We start from the raw sequence: 18,448 nt of genomic DNA on the forward strand, positions 1-18,448 counted from the left end.
ACCATTGTTGCGTAATTCCTCAGGGCCTGACAAGCCGCGCCCTCCGGAGCGGGCGGTGCGCTGCATCACTTAGGTATACCTAAGATGACCTGGGAAAACGATCTTTGATCGATCAATTCGGTGGCGTGCGGACCGTCCCTCGGGGAGACTCCGGGACCATGTCGACACCCCCTCCGACCGGCCCTCTCGTCACGCGGGACACCCTTGCCGCGGACCTGCGCGCGCTCGGCGTACGACCAGGGGAAACGCTCCTCGCGCACTCCTCGCTCAGTGCCCTCGGCTGGGTCAACGGCGGCCCCGTCGCCGTCGTGCAGGGACTGCTCGACGCGCTCGGCCCGGACGGCACCCTGGTGGTCCCGACGCAGTCCGGTGACCTCTCCGACCCGGCGCTGTGGAGCCGCCCCCCGGTTCCGGAGGAATGGTGGCCCGCCATCCGGGCGACCATGCCCGCCTACGACCCCCGTGTGACCCCCTCCCGCGGGGTCGGCGTGATACCCGAGACCGTCCGCAACTGGCCCGGCGCCCTGCGCAGCGCGCACCCGGAGACCTCGTTCGCGGCGGTGGGACCGGGCGCGGCGGCTGTCGTCGGCGGACACGCGGCCGACTGCCGGCTCGGCGAGAACAGCCCGCTGGCCCGGTTGGAGGCCGGCGGTGCCCGCGTCCTGCTGCTCGGCGCGGGCTACGACACGTGCACCAGCTTCCACCTGGCGGAATACCGCATCCCCTCGCCCGTCGTGGAGGTCGGCAGGCCCTCCCCCACGGGCTGGGAGACGGTGCGGGAGGTGTCGATCACCTCCGAGATGTTCGAGGAACTGGGCGCCGACTTCGAGCGGGACCGTCCCGTCGTACGGGGGACCGTGGGCGCGGCCGGGGCGCGGCTCTTCCCGGTGGCCGACGCGGTGGCGTACGCGGAGCGGTGGCTGCCCTTGCACCGGCCGCGGGACCTGGCCGTGGAGACCGCCGCCGCCCCCGGCGGTTCCGGACCGCTGCGACGTCCCTAGACTTGCTCCTCATGCGAAGCGAGCCCGTGGTCCAGGTCCAGGCCCTGGTGAAGCGGTACGGAACGAAGACCGCGGTGGACGGCCTCGACCTGGTGGCCGCGGCGGGCATCACCGCCGTACTCGGACCCAACGGCGCGGGCAAGACGACCACGGTCGAGACCTGCGAGGGATACCGGAAGCCGGACTCCGGCACGGTGCGCGTCCTGGGCCTCGACCCGGCGAGACAGTCCGGCGAGCTGCACACCCGCATCGGCGTGATGCTCCAGTCCGGCGGCGTCTACTCGGGCGCCCGCGCGGACGAGATGCTCCGCCATGTCGCGAAACTGCACGCCCAGCCCCTGGACGTGGACGCGCTCATCGAGCGGCTCGGCCTGGAGGGCTGCGGCCGCACGACGTACCGGCGGCTGTCGGGCGGCCAGCAGCAGCGCCTCGCGCTCGCCATGGCGGTCGTCGGCCGCCCCGAGCTGGTCTTCCTGGACGAGCCGACCGCGGGCCTCGACCCGCAGGCCCGCCACGCGACCTGGGACCTGGTGCGCGACCTGCGCTCCGACGGTGTCTCGGTGATCCTCACCACGCACCACATGGACGAGGCCGAGCAGCTCGCCGACGACGTGGCGATCATCGACGCGGGCCGGGTCGTCGCCCAGGGCTCCCCCGAGGAGCTGTGCCGCGGGGGCGCCGAGAACACCCTGCGCTTCACCGGCCGCCCGGGCCTCGACGTGGCCTCCCTGCTGAAGGCCCTGCCCGCGGACTGCACCGCGGCCGAGCTGACGCCCGGGGCCTACCGGATCGGCGGCAAGGTCGATCCGCAACTGCTGGCGACCGTGACGTCCTGGTGCGCCCAGCACGGCGTGATGCCGGAGAAGATCTCCGTCGAACGCCACACCCTGGAAGACGTCTTCTTGGAAATGACCGGCAAGGAGCTGCGTTCATGAGCCAGGCACAGCTGGGAGCCGACCCGCGGGGGGCCGCTTCCGTGGCCGCCGCCGGCACGTACAGCCCGAAGCCGGGTGCCGCCCCGCTGCGGCGCATGATCGGCGCGCAGGCCGCGCTGGAGACGAGGATGCTGCTCCGCAACGGCGAGCAGCTCCTCCTCACGGTCGTGATCCCGACGCTGCTGCTGGTCCTGTTCAGCTCGGCCGACATCATCGACACGGGCCCGGGCAAGGCGGTCGACTTCCTGGCGCCGGGCATCCTGGCCCTGGCCGTGATGTCGACGGCGTTCACCGGCCAGGCCATCGCCACGGGCTTCGAGCGCCGCTACGGCGTCCTGAAGCGGCTGGCGGCCTCCCCGCTCCCCCGCTGGGGGCTGATGACCGCGAAGACGGTGTCGGTCCTGGTCACCGAGATCCTTCAGGTGGTCCTGCTCACCGCCATCGCGTTCGCGCTGGGCTGGTCGCCGCACGGCAACCCGTTCGCCGTGCTGCTCCTGCTGGTCCTCGGCACGGCCGCCTTCTCCGGGCTCGGGCTGCTCATGGCGGGCACGCTCAAGGCCGAGGCGACGCTGGCCGCCGCCAACCTCGTCTTCCTGCTGCTCCTGGTCGGCGGCGGGGTGATCGTGCCGCTGGACAAGTTCCCCGCGGGCGTCCAGGACGTGCTCGGTCTGCTGCCCATCTCGGCGCTCTCGGACGGGCTGCGCGCGGTTCTCCAGCACGGCGCCCAGATGCCCTGGGGCGACCTGGGGATCCTGGCGGTCTGGGCGGTCGTGGGGCTCGGCGCGGCCGGCCGGTTCTTCCGCTGGGAGTGACGGTCCGCCGGGAGTGACGGAATCGTCCCCTCCAGGAACCGACCCTCGTGAAAGCGTGCACAAGCGGGCCCCTACGATGGTGCGCGTGCAGAACCTGACCCGAGCCGACGCCCTCAGCGCGGTGCGCAACCCGCTCGCCTTCATCGCCGAACGCTGGACCCCGGCCTCCCGGACGGTGCAGCGCGCGGCCCTGGCCGCTCTCGTCATGGCGGTCGTGATCGTGGTGACCGGCGGTGCCGTGCGGCTCACCGGCTCCGGCCTCGGCTGCCCGACCTGGCCCAAGTGCACCGACGACTCGCTCACGGCGACGAGCGCGATGGGCTTCCACGGCGCCATCGAGTTCGGCAACCGGATGCTGACGTACGTGCTGTGCGCCGCTGTCGGCTGGGCCATCATCGCGGCCCGCTCGCAGAAGCCCTGGCGGCGCGGGCTGACCCGGCTCGGCTGGGCGCAGTTCTGGATCGTCATGAGCAACGCGATCCTCGGCGGGATCGTCGTCCTGGTCGGCCTCAACCCGTACACGGTCGCCGCCCACTTCCTGCTGTCCACCGCGCTGATCACCGTCGCCGCGCTCATGTGGCAGCGCACCCGCGAGGGCGACGCGGCGCCGCGTCCGCTCGTCGGCAAGTCGGTGGAGCAGCTCGTGTGGTTCCTGGTCGTCGCCGCGTTCCTGCTGATCGCGGTCGGCACGGTCGTCACCGGTGCGGGACCGCACGCGGGCGACTCCAGCGAGGTCGAGCGCATCCCCGTGAGCTGGGAGAACGTCGCCAAGCTGCACGCCGTGCTGGCCTGGATCGTCGTGACGCTGACCTTCGCCCTCTGGTTCGTCCTGAAGGCGGTGGACGCTCCCCAGGGTCCTCTGCGGCGCACCCGCGACCTGTTCCTGATCCTGCTGTCCCAGGGCGTCCTCGGCTACGTCCAGTACTTCACCGACCTGCCCGAGGCCCTGGTCGCCCTGCACATGCTCGGCTCCTGCCTGGTGTGGATCGGGGTGCTCCGGGTGCTGCTGTCCCTGCGCGAGCGCCCGGAGGCCGTGACGGATCTGCCGGGTCCCGCGACCACGTCGGCCCTCACCCGCGCGTAGCCGCTCCGGGGACGTCTCCGGGCGTCCCCGGGCCACTCCCGCCCCAGGGCGCTCACTCCAGCCCGTACACCCGCCGTGCGTTGCCCGCCGCGATCAGGGCCGCGACGCGCTGGGCGTCGGCCAGTGACCAGGCCCCTTCGGCGACCCAGGTGCCGAGCACCCGTGCCAGCGCCTCGCGGAAGAGATGTGCTCCGATCACATGGAGTTCGGGAAGGCCCTGCGCCCCGCTGGAGAAGAGGAGCTTCCCGAAGGGGGCCAGCTCCAGGATCTCGGCGAGGACGGCGGCCGACCGGGCGCCGGTGCGCACCAGGGCGGCGCCCAGGTCGGCGTAGACGTGCGGGAAGACCCCCGCCAGGTGGGCCGCGTGCCGCTGGTACGGATAGCCGTGCAGCAGGATCAGATCGGTGCCGAGGCCGGCCGTGGCGCGGGCGAAGTCGGTGAGCAGCACGGGGTCGGTGCGGTCGATGCGCTGTCCCGGGTCTCCGAGCCCGGCGTGCAGTTGCAGCGGCAGGCCCGAGGCGACCGCGATCCACAGCAGATGGCGGAGCAGGACGGGGTCGGTGAGCATGCCGCCCACCCGCCGGCCGGCGAGCCAGCGGCCCGCGGCGCCGCGTACCTCACCGGGTCCGGGCGGTTCGGGCGCGAGGGCCAGACCGTGCCGCACGCCCGCCACGGAGGTGAAGGCCACGGCGGTCGCGGCGGCCCCGTGGATGGATTCGGCGAGATTGGCGAGAAAGGCCTCGACGGTTCCCGAGGTGTCGGCGACCTGTTCGGCGAGGAGCTCCAGACGGACGATCTCGTGCGCCCTGGCGGCTCCCGTGGAGGCCATCTCGCCCGGCCCGGTCAGATCGCCGGGCAGCCCGGTGTCGACGAGATACGTGGTGATGCCGCTGCCGCGCAGCAGTCTCCGGCCCGTCTCCAGGACACCGAGCTCGCGGCGCCGGGCCAGATACTGGGCGGGCGTGCAGTGCGGTTCGAGTCCGAGCAGGGGCGGGCACCAGCGTCGTACGGCGAAGCCGGTCTGGGTGTCGAAGAAGGTGGTGCCGGCGGCCGGCGGCCCCTCGGTCCTGGCGAGGTGGGCCTCGAACGTGCCGAGGCCCAGCTCCGTCCGCAGTACGCCGTGGCAGTACTGGTCCACCAGGGACGGCGTTTCGATCATCCGGACTCCCCGCGAATGGACCGTGGCTTCTCAGGTCCTAACGGCTGAGCCGGGTGTCAGGTGATGGCCGCGCACACCCCGTGCGAACAGCCGACGATTGTCGGCCGTCCGTGCGACGGGTGACGTGTCAGTCGTTGGCCCGACCGCCGAGCTGGATGCCGGCCATGCGCTTCCACTCGTACGGACCCGTCTTGACCTTGGCCGCGAACTCGCCGTCGAACGCCTCGTGGACGGTGACGCCGGCCTTCTCCACGGCCTTCTCGGCGATCTCGTAGCTCGTCGCCACGAGGTCGCCCCAGCCGCCGTCCTCGCCGACGAGGACGATACGGGCGCCGCGCTCCCCGATGTACGCGACCTGGGCCTCGACCCCGCCGTGCGCCTTGGAGAAGGCGGTGATGCGCTGCGCGAGCTTCGCGGCGGCGCGTTCGGCCTTGGGGTCCTGGACGGTGCCGGGGGTCTCGTCGATCTGCTGGGTGTCTGCCATGGCCAGGATGCTACCGACGGGTAGATCGAACGGCGACGGGAGGGGTGCGTGGCCTTGACCACGCACCCCTCCTGTCCACGTTTCCGGACACGGCCTAGCGGAGGAAGGGGTCCACCGCGACGGCCACGAAGAGGATCGACACGTAGGTGATCGACCAGTGGAACAGCCGCATCTCCTTCAGCTTGCCGCCCGTCACCTCGGCCTTGGCGCGGTTCTGCAGGCCGTGCGCCTCCCACAGCCAGAACCCGCCCGCGCCGAGCGCGACCACGGTGTAGAACCAGCCCGTGTACCCGAGCGGGGTGAGCAGCAGCGAGACCGCGACCATCACCCAGCTGTAGATGACGATCTGGCGGGCGACCACCTTGTTGCTCGCGACGACCGGCAGCATCGGCACGCCCACGCGCGCGTAGTCCTCGCGCACCTTCATGGACAGCGGCCAGTAGTGCGGCGGCGTCCAGAAGAACATGACGAGGAAGAGGATGACCGGCGCCCACGACATGGAGTTCGTGACGGACGACCAGCCGATGAGCACGGGCAGACAGCCCGCGATGCCGCCCCAGACGATGTTCTGCGAGGTACGCCGTTTGAGGATCATCGTGTAGACGACGACGTAGAAGAGGAGCGCCCCGAGTGACAGCCAGGCGGACAGCCAGTTGACGGCGAGTCCGAACAGCAGGGTCGACACGACCGCCAGCGTGATGCCGAAGGCGAGGCACTCACGGGGGCTGACCATGCCGGTGACGAGCGGGCGCTGCGACGTGCGCTCCATGAGGGCGTCGATGTCGCGGTCGATGTACATGTTGAGCGCGTTGGCGCCGCCCGCGGACAGGTAGCCGCCGAGGCAGGTGAGGAGCACCAGCTTCAGATCGGGCACACCCTGCTGGGCCAGGAACATCACCGGAACGGTGGTGATGAGCAGCAATTCGATGATCCGCGGCTTGGTCAGCGCCACGAACGCCTTGAGACGGGCCCCGAACGGCCGCTGGCCTCGGCTGCTGCTCGTCCCGAGAACACCCGCAGGACGGGATTCGACGGCCGTCACGCACACCCCTGACAGAGACATCCCAGCGAGCCCCCGGATGAAATCCCCGTAAAGGCCCGCGCGTACCACGCCACTGTAGACGTTGCCCAGACCCCGGCATTCGCGGGGGTGGGCCCGTGTTGAGGAGCGCCGCTGGAAGAGCCGGCCGAGACTCGATTGAGCACTCGGACGAGCGGCTCCGTATTCATGTGCCGAACACGGAACGACCCAGTCGGGAGGCGGATCCCGACGAGTCCCGGCAGTCTGGAATGACTCGAAAAAACGCACGTACTCACGGGGGTAGGCTCGACAACGGCCGGGGCGCCCAGTGCACCGGCATTTCGACATGTGTGACATGTGGAGAGGAGCCCTGACCCAGGGTGAGCACCAAGCCGACCACCACAGACCTCGAGTGGACCGAGCTGGACCAGCGGGCCGTGGACACCGCCCGCGTCCTGGCCGCCGATGCCGTACAGAAGGTCGGCAACGGCCATCCCGGTACGGCCATGAGCCTGGCGCCCGCCGCCTACACCCTCTTCCAGAAGGTGATGCGGCACGACCCGGCGGACACCGACTGGGTTGGACGGGACCGCTTCGTGCTGTCCGCCGGCCATTCGTCCCTGACCCTCTACACCCAGCTCTACCTGGCCGGCTTCGGCCTGGAGCTGGACGACCTGGAGTCCTTCAGGACCTGGGGCAGCAGGACCCCCGGACACCCCGAGTACGGTCACACGCCGGGCGTGGAGACCACGACCGGTCCGCTCGGCCAGGGTGTCGCCAACGCGGTGGGCATGGCGATGGCCGCCCGCTACGAGCGTGGTCTGTTCGACCCGGAGGCGCCGCAGGGCGAGTCCCCGTTCGACCACTTCATCTACGCGATCGCCGGTGACGGCTGTCTCCAGGAGGGCATCTCCGCGGAGGCCTCCTCCATGGCCGGGCACCAGAAGCTCGGCAACCTGGTCCTGCTGTGGGACGACAACCACATCTCGATCGAGGGCGACACCGAGACCGCGGTCTCCGAGGACACGGTCAAGCGCTACGAGGCGTACGGCTGGCACGTGCAGCGGATCGCCCCGAAGCCGGACGGCGACCTCGACCCGCACGCCATCTACAACGCCATCGAGGCCGCGAAGAAGGTGACGGACAAGCCGTCGTTCATCGCGATGCGCTCGATCATCGCCTGGCCCGCCCCCAACGCGCAGAACACCGAGGCCGCGCACGGCTCGGCGCTCGGCGACGACGAGGTCGCGGCCACCAAGCGCGTCCTCGGCTTCGACCCGGAGAAGTCCTTCGACGTCGCCGCCGAGGTGCTGGCCCACACCCGTCAGGCCCTGGACCGGGGTGCCCAGGCCAAGGCCGAGTGGGAGAAGGGCTACGCCGCCTGGCGTACCGCCGACCCGAAGCGCGCGGCGGAGTACGACCGCATCGCGGCGACCGAGCTGCCGAGCGGCTGGGAGGAGAAGCTCCCCGTCTTCGAGGCGGGCACGGGTGTCGCCACCCGCGCCGCGTCCGGCAAGGTGCTCCAGGCCCTCGGCGCGGTCATCCCCGAGCTGTGGGGCGGCTCCGCCGACCTCGCCGGCTCGAACAACACCACGATCGACAAGACGTCCTCCTTCCTTCCGGCGGACAACCCGCTGCCGGAGGCGAACCCGTACGGCCGCACGATCCACTTCGGCATCCGCGAGCACTCCATGGCCGCGGAGATGAACGGCATCGCGCTGCACGGCAACACGCGCATCTACGGCGGCACCTTCCTGGTGTTCTCCGACTACATGCGCAACTCGGTCCGCCTGTCGGCGCTGATGCACCTGCCGGTGACGTACGTGTGGACGCACGACTCGATCGGACTCGGCGAGGACGGCCCCACCCACCAGCCGGTCGAACACCTCGCCTCGCTGCGCGCCATCCCCGGCCTCAACGTCGTCCGTCCCGCGGACGCCAACGAGACGGCCATCGCCTGGCGCGAGATCCTCAAGCGCTACACGAAGGTGTTCGGCAAGGGCGCTCCGCACGGTCTCGCGCTCACCCGTCAGGGTGTGCCGACGTACGAGGCGAACGAGGACGCCGCCAAGGGCGGATACGTGCTGTTCGAGGCCGAGGGCGGCGCGCCCGAGGTCATCCTCATCGGCACCGGCTCCGAGGTGCACGTGGCCGTCGAGGCGCGTGAGCGGCTCCAGGCCGCGGGCATCCCCACGCGGGTCGTGTCCATGCCGTGTGTGGAGTGGTTCGACGAGCAGGACCAGGGGTACCGGGACAGCGTCCTGCCGCCGTCGGTGAAGGCCCGTGTCTCGGTCGAGGCGGGAATCGGTCTCACCTGGCACCGCTTCGTCGGGGACGCCGGACGCATTGTTTCGCTGGAGCACTTCGGTGCTTCGGCCGACGGCAAGGTGCTCTTCCGCGAATTCGGTTTCACTGCCGAGAACGTCGCGGAAGCCGCCCGGGAATCGATCGCCGCAGCCCAGCGCTGACGCCGACAAACGACACGTAGGAGATGCAATTTCCATGACAGACGCACTCAAGCGCCTCTCCGAGGAAGGCGTCGCGATCTGGCTGGACGACCTGTCGCGCAAGCGGATCACGTCCGGCAATCTTGCCGAGCTGATCGACCAGCAGCACGTCGTGGGCGTCACCACCAACCCGTCGATCTTCCAGAAGGCGATCAGCAGCGGAGACGGCTACGAGCAGCAGGTTTCCGAGCTCGCTGCCCGCAAGGTCACCGTCGACGAGGCCCTGCGCATGATCACCACGGCGGACGTGCGCGACGCCGCCGACATCCTGCGGCCCGTCTTCGACGCCACCGAGGGCCAGGACGGCCGTGTGTCGATCGAGGTCGACCCGCGTCTGGCGCACAACACCAAGGCGACGATCGCCGAGGCCAAGCAGCTCGCCTGGCTGGTGGACCGCCCCAACACCCTCATCAAGATCCCGGCCACCAAGGCGGGTCTGCCGGCGATCACCGAGGTCATCGGCCTCGGCATCAGCGTCAACGTCACGCTGATCTTCTCGCTGGAGCGCTACCGCGAGGTCATGGACGCCTACCTCGCCGGCCTGGAGAAGGCCAAGGAGCGCGGCCTGGACCTCTCGAAGATCCACTCCGTGGCGTCCTTCTTCGTGTCCCGCGTGGACACCGAGATCGACAAGCGGCTCGACGCGCTCGGCACCCCCGAGGCCAAGGCCGCCCGCGGCAAGGCGGGCGTCGCCAACGCCCGGCTCGCCTACGAGGCGTACGAGGAGGTCTTCTCCACCGACCGCTGGTCCGTCCTCGACCGGGCGCAGGCCAACAAGCAGCGCCCGCTGTGGGCCTCGACCGGCGTCAAGGACCCGGCGTACAAGGACACCCTGTACGTCGACGAGCTGGTCGCGCCCAACACGGTGAACACCATGCCGGAGGCCACTCTGGAGGCCACCGAGGGCCACGGCCAGATCACCGGCAACACGATCGCCGGTACGTACGAGCAGTCCCGTGCCGAGCTCGACGCCGTCGAGAAGCTCGGGATCGCCTACGACGACGTGGTCCAGCTCCTCGAGGACGAGGGCGTCGAGAAGTTCGAGTCCTCCTGGAACGACCTGCTCAAGTCGACCGAGGCGGAGCTCCAGCGCCTCGCCCCTTCGGAGGGCTGAAACCTTGTCGAGCAGCAACCCGCTGCGTGACCCCGCAGACCGACGGCTCCCGCGTATCGCGGGGCCGTCGGGCCTGGTCATCTTCGGCGTCACGGGCGATTTGTCACGTAAAAAGCTGATGCCCGCGGTGTATGACCTCGCGAACCGGGGTCTCCTCCCGCCGGGCTTCTCGCTCGTCGGGTTCGCCCGCCGCGAGTGGGCCCACGAGGACTTCGCCCAGGAGGTCCACGACGCGGTCAAGGAGCACGCCCGCACGCCCTTCCGCGAGGAGGTCTGGCAGCAGCTCGTCCAGGGCATGCGCTTCGTCCAGGGCACCTTCGACGACGACGACGCCTTCGACCGGCTGCGTTCCACCATCGAGGAGCTGGACAAGGCCCAGGGCACGGGCGGCAACTTCGCCTTCTACCTGTCCGTGCCGCCGTCCGCGTTCCCGGTGGTGATCCAGCAGCTCAAGAAGCACAAGCTGGCGGATCAGTCGGACGGCTCCTGGCGCCGCGCGGTCATCGAGAAGCCCTTCGGCCACGACCTCAAGTCGGCCGAGGAGCTCAACGCGATCGTGCACGAGGTCTTCGCCCCGGACCAGGTCTTCCGCATCGACCACTACCTGGGCAAGGAGACCGTCCAGAACATCCTGGCACTGCGCTTCGCCAACACGATGTTCGAGCCGATCTGGAACCGGTCGTTCGTCGACCACGTGCAGATCACGATGGCCGAGGACATCGGCATCGGCGGCCGGGCCGGCTACTACGACGGCATCGGCGCCGCCCGTGACGTCATCCAGAACCACCTGCTCCAGCTCATGGCGCTGACCGCCATGGAGGAGCCCTCCTCCTTCGACGCGGACGCGCTCGCCGCGGAGAAGACGAAGGTGCTCGGCGCGACCAGGCTGCCGAAGGACCTCGCCGCCAGCACGGTCCGCGGCCAGTACGCGGCGGGGTGGCAGGGCGGCGAGAAGGTCGTCGGCTACCTCCAGGAGGACGGTATCGACCCCAATTCGAAGACCGACACCTTCGCCGCGATCAAGGTGGAGGTGGACAACCGCCGCTGGGCGGGCGTCCCGTTCTACCTGCGCACCGGCAAGCGGCTCGGCCGCCGCGTCACCGAGATCGCGGTCGTCTTCCAGCGCGCCCCGCACTCCCCCTTCGACCACACGGCGACGGAGGAGCTGGGCCAGAACGCGATCGTCTTCCGCGTCCAGCCCGACGAGGGCGTCACGGTCCGCTTCGGTTCCAAGGTGCCCGGCACCTCCATGGAGATCCGGGACGTCTCGATGGACTTCGCCTACGGCGAGTCCTTCACCGAGTCGAGCCCGGAGGCGTACGAGCGTCTGATCCTCGACGTGCTGCTCGGCGACTCGAACCTCTTCCCGCGCACCGAGGAGGTCGAGCTGTCCTGGAAGATCCTCGACCCGATCGAGCAGCACTGGGACCAGCACGGCAAGCCCGCGCAGTACCCCTCGGGCACCTGGGGACCCGTCGAGGCCGACGAGATGCTCGAACGAGACGGACGGAGCTGGCGTCGCCCATGAAGACCGATCTCACGGACACCACGGCCAGCAAGGTCAACAAGGCCCTCGTCCAGGGCCGCCGCGCCATCGGCACGCCCGCCGTCGGCATGGTGCTCACCCTCGTCATCGTCACCGACGAGGAGAACGCGTACGACGCCCTGAAGGCCGCCAACGAGGCCTCGCGCGAGCACCCCTCACGCACCCTCGTGGTCATCAAGCGCGTCTCCCGCTCGCCCCGCGACCGCACGACGTCGCGCCTCGACGCCGAGGTGCGGCTCGGGGCGGAGGCGGGCACCGGCGAGACGGTGGTGCTGCGCCTGTACGGCGAGGTCATCAACCACGCCCAGTCGGTCGTCCTGCCGCTGCTGCTGCCGGACGCGCCCGTCGTCGTATGGTGGCCGGTGAACGCGCCGCTCGACCCGGCGAAGGACCCGCTCGGCGCCCTCGCACAGCGCCGGGTGACCGACACCTACGCCGCCGAGGCCCCGGTACGGGAGCTCAACGCCCGCGCCGAGGCCTACACCCCGGGCGACACGGACCTGTCGTGGACCCGCATCACGCCCTGGCGTTCGATGCTGGCCGCGGCCCTGGACCAGGTCGCCTGCGACGTGGACGCGGTCGAGGTGGAGGGCGAGGAGTTCAACCCGAGCTGCGAGCTGCTCGCGATGTGGCTCGCGGACCGGCTGGAGGTCCCCGTCAAGCGGTCGCTGTCCTCGGGCCCCGGTCTGACCGCGGTCCGGCTGGACACGAGCTGCGGCCCGATCGTCCTGGACCGCGCCGACGGCACCCTCGCCACGCTGTCCATCCAGGGGCAGCCCGACCGCGCGGTGGCGCTCAAGCGCCGGGACACGGCCGAGCTGATGGCGGAGGAGCTGCGCCGCCTCGACCCGGACGACACCTACGCCTCGGCGCTGCGCTTCGGCGTGGACCGGCTGAACGCGGCGGCGGGCGCCGGGTCCTCGGGCGGGACCGCGACAGCCACGAAGGCGGCCCCGGTCGCCAAGGACTCCCCCGCGGGGGTGGCCGAGACGCTCGCCAAGAAGGCGGCGGACAAGGCGGCCGCCGAGTGAACACCCCGCAGCTCGTCGTCCACCGCGACAAGGAACTGATGGCCCAGGCCGCGGCGGCCCGGCTGATCACGAAGATCGTGGACGCGCAGGCCTCGCGCGGCTCCGCCTCGATCGTGCTCACCGGCGGGCGCAACGGAAACGGGCTCCTCGCGGCGCTCGCGTCCGCGCCCGCCCGGGACGCGGTCGACTGGGCGCGTCTGGACCTGTGGTGGGGCGACGAGCGGTACCTCCCCGAGGGCGACCCCGACCGCAACGACACGCAGGCCCGCGCGGCCCTGCTCGACGCGGTGCCGCTGGACCCGGAGCGGGTGCACACCATGCCCGCGTCCGACGGTCCCTACGGCGCCGACGTCGAGGCGGCGGCGGAGTCGTACGCGGCGGAGCTCGCGAAGGCCGCCGGGCCGGAGAACCACGGCCCGGTCCCGGCCTTCGACGTCCTCATGCTGGGCGTCGGTCCCGACACCCACGTGGCCTCGCTCTTCCCGGAGCTGCCCGCGGTGCGGGAGACGGAGCGGACGGTGGTCGGCGTGCACGGCGCGCCCAAGCCGCCGCCGACCCGGATCTCGCTGACCCTGCCCGCGATCCGCTCCGCCCGCGAGGTGTGGCTGCTCGCGGCCGGCGAGGACAAGGCCCAGGCGGCCGCGATCGCCCTGTCCGGCGCGGGCGAGATCCAGGCCCCCGCCGCCGGCGCGTACGGCCGCTCCCGCACCCTGTGGCTCCTGGACGCCCCGGCGGCGTCCCAACTGCCACGCTCGCTGTATCCACCGGCGTCCGCCTGAACGACGGTCTGCCGAAGCACTGAACGGCCGAACGACCGGAAGGGGGCGGCAGGGTCCACGGACCCTGCCGCCCCCGCGTTCGTTCCCGTCAACCGCCGTACGGTCCGGGGCCGTACGGGTTCCCGTGCGGGAACGGGGTTCCCTGGGACGGGAGATGGAGGCCGGGCGACGGGGAGACCGTCGGGCGCGGGACCGGGAGGGTCGCCGGGTGTGCGCGGAGCCTGATTCCGTGGTGGCGGCGGAGCCGGTTCATCTCCAGGGCCGCGATGGCGGTGACCGTCACCGGAGCGCCCAGGATGAAGACGGCACCCATCGTGAGGCTGAGCCCGTGCAGGTCACCGGTGACCAGGTCGGGGACGGCCATGAGCCAGGTCGTCACAGCGGCCAGCAGCGGCGGCAGACAGCGGTGCACGGCCGCGGAGCCGAAGTAGTTCCCGGACAGTTGCACCGCCCCGTAGGCGACCACCCCGATCAGCCAGAGCGCCGCGAAACCCAGCGGAACAAGCGCGACGCCTCCGACGGCGGTCGCGAGCTGCATGAGGAGCACGGCGGCCACGGCCATGCCGATGAACAGCACCAGCAGTTTGAGCGAGCCGAGGAGCGGGCGCCTCAGCTGCCGGACGGTGCCGGCGCGCCGCCATACGAAGAGCATCACGCCCACGGTCAGCGGCGTGATGAACAGCAGGACGACGGCCGCCGTCAGGATGTTGCCCAGGATCTCGGTGGTGTCGAACTTGTGCTGCACGAAGGTGTACACACCGAACGCCGCGACCGCTCCGGCGACGACACGCACACGTTTGAGCCGCTCCACCGACGGATCGACGGGCTCGGGAATCCACGCCGGGTGGAACAGTGCCTTCGCCATCCGTTTCGGCTTCAGGAAAGTCCGGACCGTCAGCCTGTCCCTCGTCCATCTCTCACGTGACCCGGTCACTTCCGCTCCCCCGAACGATCGCCGTCGTGATCACCAGGGATGCTACGGGAAGCGGGCGGACTCCCACCGCCCGCTTCCCCCCAGTCAGGCTCAACGGCCCCGCAGTGTGCGGTACTTGGCGACCAGGGCCTTGGTCGACTCGTCCAGTCCGGGGACGTCGGCGCCCTCGGTCAGGGCGGGTTCGACGCGCTTGGCGAGCACCTTGCCGAGCTCGACGCCCCACTGGTCGAAGGAGTCGATGTTCCAGACCGCGCCCTGGACGAACACCTTGTGCTCGTAGAGGGCGATCAACTGGCCCAGGACGGACGGGGTCAGCTCCTTCGCCAGGATCGTGGTGGTGGGGTGGTTGCCCTGGAACGTCTTGTGCGGCACCAGTTCCTCGGGCACCCCCTCGGCACGGACCTCGTCCGGGGTCTTGCCGAACGCCAGCGCCTGCGTCTGCGCGAAGAAGTTCGCCATCAGCAGGTCGTGCTGGGCGACCAGGCCCGGCAGCAGGTCGGCCACGGGCTCGGCGAAGCCGATGAAGTCGGCGGGGATCAGCTTCGTGCCCTGATGGATCAACTGGTAGTAGGCGTGCTGGCCGTTGGTGCCGGGCGTGCCCCAGACCACCGGTCCCGTCTGCCACTCCACCGGGTTGCCGTCACGGTCCACGGACTTGCCGTTGGACTCCATGTCGAGCTGCTGGAGGTAGGCCGTGAACTTCGACAGGTAGTGCGAGTACGGCAGCACGGCGTGCGACTGCGCGTCGTGGAAGTTGCCGTACCAGATACCCAACAGACCGAGCAGCAGAGGAGCGTTGGCCTCGGCGGGAGCCGTGCGGAAGTGCTCGTCGACGAGGTGGAAACCGTCGAGCATCTCGCGGAAGCGCTCCGGGCCGATCGCGATCATCAGCGACAGCCCGATCGCCGAGTCGAACGAGTAACGCCCGCCGACCCAGTCCCAGAACTCGAACATGTTCGCCGTGTCGATGCCGAAGTCCGACACCTTCTCCGCGTTCGTCGACAGCGCCACGAAGTGCTTCGCGACCGCTTCCTGCCCCGCCTTCAGACCGGTCAGGAGCCAGTCACGCGCGGAGGTGGCGTTGGTGATCGTCTCGATCGTGGTGAACGTCTTGGAGGCGATGACGAACAGCGTCTCCGCCGGGTCCAGGTCCCGTACGGCCTCATGCAGGTCGGCGCCGTCCACGTTCGACACGAACCGCACGGTCAGCGAACGGTCGGTGAAGGAGCGCAGCACCTCATAGGCCATGGCGGGGCCGAGGTCGGAGCCGCCGATGCCGACGGTCACGACGTTCTTGATGCGCTTGCCGGTGTGACCGGTCCACTCGCCCGAGCGGACCCGCCCGGCGAAGTCCGCCATCTTGTCCAGGACCGCGTGCACGGCCGGCACGACGTTCTCCCCGTCGACCTCGACCACCGCGTCCCGCGGCGCCCGCAGCGCGGTGTGCAGCACCGCCCGGTCCTCGGTCGTATTGATCTTCTCGCCCCGGAACATCGCGTCCCGCAGCCCGAACACGTCCGTGGCGACGGCCAGCTCGCGCAGCAGCCGGAGCGTCTCGTCGGTGACGAGGTGCTTGGAGTAGTCGACGTGCAGATCGCCGACCTGGAGCGAGTAGCCGGACCCGCGTCCCGCGTCGGCCGCGAACAGGTCGCGCAGATGGGTGCCCGCGAGCTCCTCGCGGTGCTTGGCCAGAGCGGTCCACTCGGGTGTCTGGTTGAGCCTGGTACGGCTTTCTGCGTTCATCTCGGACTTCCGCCTTCTTTCCTGCCTGTGCTGCTGCGTACCTTGCCCCGCTGCCGGTCCCAACCTAATTGATCAGGGCTGGACACGAGCTGTCGTAGTGCGTCCACCGGCTCAACAACAGATACGTCCGACTGGCCCGCAGGTGTCAGCGGGATGACGGGGGGAGGAGAGAGGGAGCGAGCGCCCGCCTCGCGGAGCAGGGGGCAAGGCCAGGGGGGCAGGGAGCAAAAGGCAGGGGGCGGCGACAGGTGACGGTGGCGGGCGGCACGCGGCAGGGGCGGTACGCCGGACGTGGCTCCGCGTCCGGACCGTACGGCATGACGGTCCGACGCGCCCGGCACGAATTCCGGCCGGCACTGCTGCATCGGCGTGACCCGCGCACCGCCCGCACGGCACCCCACGGCACCGCGAGCCACCGCACAGCACCACAGGCCACCGCACAGCACCGCACCGGCATGCCGCCGGAAGATGAGAAGCCCCGCCGGGCAGGTCGGCCCGCAGTGCGGGCATCAGGACACGGCGGACCCGGCGACGGGGCGGATCCGGCATCGACGTCGCCGTGAAACCGTTCCGGCCAGACACCCATGGGATGCCCGGCCGGTTCTCAACTCCTAGATCTCGCCCCGCAGTTTGGCGAGCGCCTCGGCGAGGATCGCCTCGCCGTCCGCGTCGCTGCGCCGCTCCCGCACGTACGCGAGGTGCGTCTTGTAGGGCTCGGTGCGCGGCGGGTCCGGCGGGTTGTCCCGGTCCTGTCCGGCGGGGAAGCCGCAGCGCGGGCAGTCCCAGGTGTCGGGAACCTGCGCGTCGCTGGCGAAGCTGGGCTGCGTCTCGTGCCCGTTGGAGCACCAGAAGGAGATGCGCAGCCGCGGCGCGGACTCGCCGCGCTCGGCCTCGCCCATCGGCCCCGCCCCGACCCGGCTTCCTCGGATCGCGTTGCCACTTGCCACGGTGTAACTCCCTGCGTGATGGTGCCGCGAAGCGAGTCGGCGTGTCGCTTCGTTGCGAGCGCCTCAGTCTACGTAAGGCCCAACGCGCGTCCAGTGATTGGAGTTACATCCCCACCCCTAGACGCAAGCCCCATGATAGGCGGCGCCTGGAGGCGCGTACCGGACATGGGGCCTTACGTGCGGAATGTGCTTGCGTGCTGTGCAGTTGTGCTGCCGTACCGATGTCGGTCGGCGATCAGTTGTTGATCTTCATCAGGACGCCGAGCACGACGATGCACGTGAACCAGAGCAGGCCGAGCACCACGGTGATGCGGTCGAGGTTGCGCTCGGCCACCGAGGAGCCACCGACGGACGACTGCATGCCGCCACCGAACATGTCGGAAAGGCCGCCGCCCTTCCCCTTGTGCATCAGCACGAGCAGCATCAGCAGCAGGCTGAAGACGATCAGGGCGATCGAGAACCCCAAAACCACGGCTGGACCAACTTCCTCGGAACTGGATGGACGACGGGGGTCCGGTACGAGAGCACCAGACCCCCGCAAGGGTACGACGAATCGCCGCTACCGCATACTTACTGGTCGCGGAACCGGACGATCTTGACGAACTCGTCGGCGTCGAGCGACGCGCCGCCGACCAGAGCGCCGTCGATGTCGGCCTTCGCCATGATCTCGGCGACGTTGCCGGACTTCACCGAGCCGCCGTACTGGATGCGGACCTGGTCGGCCAGCTCCTGGGAGTACAGCTCGGCGAGCTTGGCGCGGATCGCGGCGCAGACCTCCTGCGCGTCGTCGGCGCCGCAGACCTTGCCGGTGCCGATGGCCCACACGGGCTCGTAGGCGATCACGACGGACTCGGCCTGCTCGGCCGGGAGGTCCTTCAGACCGCCCTCGACCTGGGCGAGGGTATGGGAGACGTGGTTGCCCGCCTCGCGGACGTCCAGCTCCTCGCCCACGCACAGGATCGGGGTCAGGCCGTGCTTGTAGGCGGCCTTGACCTTGGCGTTCACGATCTCGTCGGTCTCGTTGTGGTACTGGCGGCGCTCGGAGTGGCCGACGGCCACGTACGTGCACTTCAGCTTGGCCAGCATCGAGCCGGAGATCTCGCCGGTGTAGGCGCCGGAGTCCTGCGCGGACAGGTCCTGGGCCCCGTACTTGATCTTGAGCTTGTCGCCGTCGACCAGGGTCTGCACGGAGCGCAGGTCGGTGAAGGGCGGCAGGACGGCGACCTCGCAGGCCTCGTAGTCCTTGTCGGCCAGGGCGAAGGCGAGTTTCTGGACGTGCGCGATGGCCTCGAGGTGGTTGAGGTTCATCTTCCAGTTGCCCGCCATCAGCGGCGTGCGCGTGCTCATCTAG

The 18,448-nt window shown here is 70.3% G+C and carries 17 protein-coding genes; 9 read left to right on the forward strand and 8 right to left on the reverse strand.

All coding sequences use genetic code 11. The features are described from left to right. The first annotated feature begins 158 nt into the window (after positions 1-158). The 4 genes from ACIQ7M_RS11570 (at position 159) to ACIQ7M_RS11585 (ending at position 3,832) form a co-directional block, all read left to right on the forward strand. Positions 159-1,001, forward strand: coding sequence for an AAC(3) family N-acetyltransferase (locus ACIQ7M_RS11570; RefSeq protein ID WP_355764183.1), 843 nt, complete (start codon positions 159-161; stop codon positions 999-1,001). Positions 1,002-1,012: 11 nt separating this feature from the next. Further along, the gene (locus tag ACIQ7M_RS11575) at positions 1,013-1,936 is read left to right on the forward strand and encodes an ABC transporter ATP-binding protein (RefSeq protein WP_403642552.1); all 924 of its coding nucleotides are present in this window, start codon (positions 1,013-1,015) and stop codon (positions 1,934-1,936) included. Beyond that, the gene (locus tag ACIQ7M_RS11580; RefSeq protein WP_403642555.1) at positions 1,933-2,748 is read left to right on the forward strand and encodes an ABC transporter permease; all 816 of its coding nucleotides are present in this window, start codon (positions 1,933-1,935) and stop codon (positions 2,746-2,748) included. Before ACIQ7M_RS11575 ends, ACIQ7M_RS11580 begins: the two co-directional genes overlap by 4 nt. Before the next feature lie 76 nt (positions 2,749-2,824). Beyond that, the gene (locus ACIQ7M_RS11585; RefSeq protein ID WP_403642558.1) at positions 2,825-3,832 is read left to right on the forward strand and encodes a heme A synthase; all 1,008 of its coding nucleotides are present in this window, start codon (positions 2,825-2,827) and stop codon (positions 3,830-3,832) included. A 52-nt stretch (positions 3,833-3,884) separates the two neighbouring features. Here the strand turns inward: ACIQ7M_RS11585 and ACIQ7M_RS11590 are convergent, their stop codons facing one another. The 3 genes from ACIQ7M_RS11590 to ACIQ7M_RS11600 form a co-directional block, all read right to left on the reverse strand. Then, positions 3,885-4,991: an amidohydrolase family protein gene (locus tag ACIQ7M_RS11590; protein WP_355764195.1), complete on the reverse strand. Its 1,107-nt coding sequence runs from the start codon at positions 4,989-4,991 to the stop codon at positions 3,885-3,887. A 127-nt stretch (positions 4,992-5,118) separates the two neighbouring features. Continuing rightward, positions 5,119-5,475 (reverse strand): hypothetical protein, encoded by a 357-nt coding sequence (locus tag ACIQ7M_RS11595; RefSeq protein ID WP_355764198.1) that lies wholly within the window; start codon positions 5,473-5,475, stop codon positions 5,119-5,121. Between the two features lie 94 nt (positions 5,476-5,569). Continuing rightward, complete coding sequence (locus ACIQ7M_RS11600) at positions 5,570-6,523, reverse strand: heme o synthase (protein WP_403643503.1); 954 nt, start codon at positions 6,521-6,523, stop codon at positions 5,570-5,572. 353 nt (positions 6,524-6,876) lie between these two features. Between ACIQ7M_RS11600 and tkt the strand changes: the two genes are divergently transcribed. The 5 genes from tkt to pgl are packed head-to-tail and all read left to right on the forward strand — an operon-like array spanning position 6,877 to position 13,473. After that, positions 6,877-8,964 carry a transketolase gene (gene tkt, locus ACIQ7M_RS11605; protein WP_403642562.1) on the forward strand — a complete coding sequence of 696 codons (2,088 nt, stop codon included), beginning with the start codon at positions 6,877-6,879 and terminating at the stop codon, positions 8,962-8,964. A gap of 34 nt (positions 8,965-8,998) precedes the next feature. Next, a complete protein-coding gene (gene tal / locus ACIQ7M_RS11610; protein WP_403642564.1) occupies positions 8,999-10,117 on the forward strand; it encodes a transaldolase in 1,119 nt (372 codons plus the stop codon). A gap of 4 nt (positions 10,118-10,121) precedes the next feature. Beyond that, positions 10,122-11,645, forward strand: a complete 1,524-nt coding sequence (gene zwf, locus ACIQ7M_RS11615) for a glucose-6-phosphate dehydrogenase (RefSeq protein WP_403642567.1) — start codon at positions 10,122-10,124, stop codon at positions 11,643-11,645. Continuing rightward, positions 11,642-12,694: a glucose-6-phosphate dehydrogenase assembly protein OpcA gene (opcA, locus tag ACIQ7M_RS11620; protein WP_355775627.1), complete on the forward strand. Its 1,053-nt coding sequence runs from the start codon at positions 11,642-11,644 to the stop codon at positions 12,692-12,694. Before zwf ends, opcA begins: the two co-directional genes overlap by 4 nt. Further along, entirely contained in the window at positions 12,691-13,473 is a 783-nt protein-coding gene (gene pgl / locus ACIQ7M_RS11625; protein WP_355775629.1) for a 6-phosphogluconolactonase, read from the forward strand. Before opcA ends, pgl begins: the two co-directional genes overlap by 4 nt. Before the next feature lie 88 nt (positions 13,474-13,561). Here the strand turns inward: pgl and ACIQ7M_RS11630 are convergent, their stop codons facing one another. From ACIQ7M_RS11630 to tpiA, 5 genes are all read right to left on the reverse strand, one after another. Further along, positions 13,562-14,338: a hypothetical protein gene (locus ACIQ7M_RS11630; RefSeq protein WP_403642572.1), complete on the reverse strand. Its 777-nt coding sequence runs from the start codon at positions 14,336-14,338 to the stop codon at positions 13,562-13,564. Positions 14,339-14,497: 159 nt separating this feature from the next. Beyond that, on the reverse strand, positions 14,498-16,150 hold the full coding sequence (gene pgi / locus ACIQ7M_RS11635) for a glucose-6-phosphate isomerase (RefSeq protein WP_403642575.1): 1,653 nt from the start codon (positions 16,148-16,150) through the stop codon (positions 14,498-14,500). 611 nt (positions 16,151-16,761) lie between these two features. Beyond that, entirely contained in the window at positions 16,762-17,049 is a 288-nt protein-coding gene (locus ACIQ7M_RS11640; RefSeq protein WP_004002138.1) for an RNA polymerase-binding protein RbpA, read from the reverse strand. Between the two features lie 283 nt (positions 17,050-17,332). Continuing rightward, complete coding sequence (gene secG, locus ACIQ7M_RS11645) at positions 17,333-17,569, reverse strand: preprotein translocase subunit SecG (protein WP_355774192.1); 237 nt, start codon at positions 17,567-17,569, stop codon at positions 17,333-17,335. Positions 17,570-17,667: 98 nt separating this feature from the next. Then, positions 17,668-18,444, reverse strand: a complete 777-nt coding sequence (gene tpiA / locus ACIQ7M_RS11650) for a triose-phosphate isomerase (protein WP_355774190.1) — start codon at positions 18,442-18,444, stop codon at positions 17,668-17,670. Between the last annotated feature and the right edge of the window lie 4 nt (positions 18,445-18,448).

The organism is Streptomyces sp. NPDC096324 (genome assembly GCF_044763015.1).
In the GTDB taxonomy this organism is placed as follows: domain Bacteria; phylum Actinomycetota; class Actinomycetes; order Streptomycetales; family Streptomycetaceae; genus Streptomyces.

Excerpts from the sequence above, each read along its gene's own strand:
- pgi (WP_403642575.1), bottom strand. The coding sequence starts at position 16,150 with ATGAACGCAGAAAGCCGTACCAGGCTCAACCAGACACCCGAGTGGACC.
- ACIQ7M_RS11630 (WP_403642572.1), bottom strand. The coding sequence starts at position 14,338 with ATGGCGAAGGCACTGTTCCACCCGGCGTGGATTCCCGAGCCCGTCGAT.
- ACIQ7M_RS11590 (WP_355764195.1), bottom strand. The coding sequence starts at position 4,991 with ATGATCGAAACGCCGTCCCTGGTGGACCAGTACTGCCACGGCGTACTG.
- tpiA (WP_355774190.1), bottom strand. The coding sequence starts at position 18,444 with ATGAGCACGCGCACGCCGCTGATGGCGGGCAACTGGAAGATGAACCTC.
- opcA (WP_355775627.1), top strand. The coding sequence starts at position 11,642 with ATGAAGACCGATCTCACGGACACCACGGCCAGCAAGGTCAACAAGGCC.
- tal (WP_403642564.1), top strand. The coding sequence starts at position 8,999 with ATGACAGACGCACTCAAGCGCCTCTCCGAGGAAGGCGTCGCGATCTGG.
- ACIQ7M_RS11580 (WP_403642555.1), top strand. The coding sequence starts at position 1,933 with ATGAGCCAGGCACAGCTGGGAGCCGACCCGCGGGGGGCCGCTTCCGTG.
- ACIQ7M_RS11570 (WP_355764183.1), top strand. The coding sequence starts at position 159 with ATGTCGACACCCCCTCCGACCGGCCCTCTCGTCACGCGGGACACCCTT.
- ACIQ7M_RS11640 (WP_004002138.1), bottom strand. The coding sequence starts at position 17,049 with ATGGGCGAGGCCGAGCGCGGCGAGTCCGCGCCGCGGCTGCGCATCTCC.
- ACIQ7M_RS11595 (WP_355764198.1), bottom strand. The coding sequence starts at position 5,475 with ATGGCAGACACCCAGCAGATCGACGAGACCCCCGGCACCGTCCAGGAC.
- ACIQ7M_RS11585 (WP_403642558.1), top strand. The coding sequence starts at position 2,825 with ATGGTGCGCGTGCAGAACCTGACCCGAGCCGACGCCCTCAGCGCGGTG.
- ACIQ7M_RS11575 (WP_403642552.1), top strand. The coding sequence starts at position 1,013 with ATGCGAAGCGAGCCCGTGGTCCAGGTCCAGGCCCTGGTGAAGCGGTAC.